The 468-nt window shown below is 62.6% G+C and carries 1 protein-coding gene; it reads left to right on the top strand.

The window, feature by feature from the left end; translation table 11 throughout:
* Window positions 1–355 (top strand): transporter associated domain-containing protein (locus GYA94_RS27105; protein ID WP_161893495.1); only part of this gene is annotated, 355 nt, incomplete at its 5' end.
* Window positions 356–468: the final 113 nt, after the last annotated feature.

Genomic DNA, 468 nt, shown 5'->3' with positions numbered 1-468 from the left:
GGTGGTGGACGAGTACGGCGAAGTGCTGGGTATCGTCACCCTGGAAGACATTCTCGAAGAAATCGTCGGCGAGTTCGAAGACGAACAAAGCCTGGAAAACCCGCACGTGCATCCGCAGCCCGATGGCACATTCGTCATCGATGGCACTGCCTCGCTGCGTGAAATCAACCGCAGCCTGGGCTGGCACCTGCCCTGCGACGGTGGGCCGAAAACCCTGAACGGCCTGGTGACCGAAGCACTGGAAAGCATTCCCGAAAGTGCCGTTTGCCTGAAGATCGGCCGCTATCGCCTGGAGATCCTCGAAACCGAGGACAATTGTGCCAGCAAGGTACTGGTGTGGACCCTGGCGCGCTAGCTATACTCGCCCCACGCTTACCCAGCCCCGCCGCCACGCCTGCTACCCGCACCCGGCGTTTCACGGCCAGTCCGCCCCACTGACACGCCCCGCGGTCCTGCTTCCACACCCTG

Source organism: Pseudomonas juntendi (assembly GCF_009932375.1).
Lineage (GTDB): Bacteria > Pseudomonadota > Gammaproteobacteria > Pseudomonadales > Pseudomonadaceae > Aquipseudomonas > Aquipseudomonas juntendi.
Note: the sequence above shows the minus strand (reverse complement) of the source record. Positions and strands in the feature narration are given on the sequence as shown.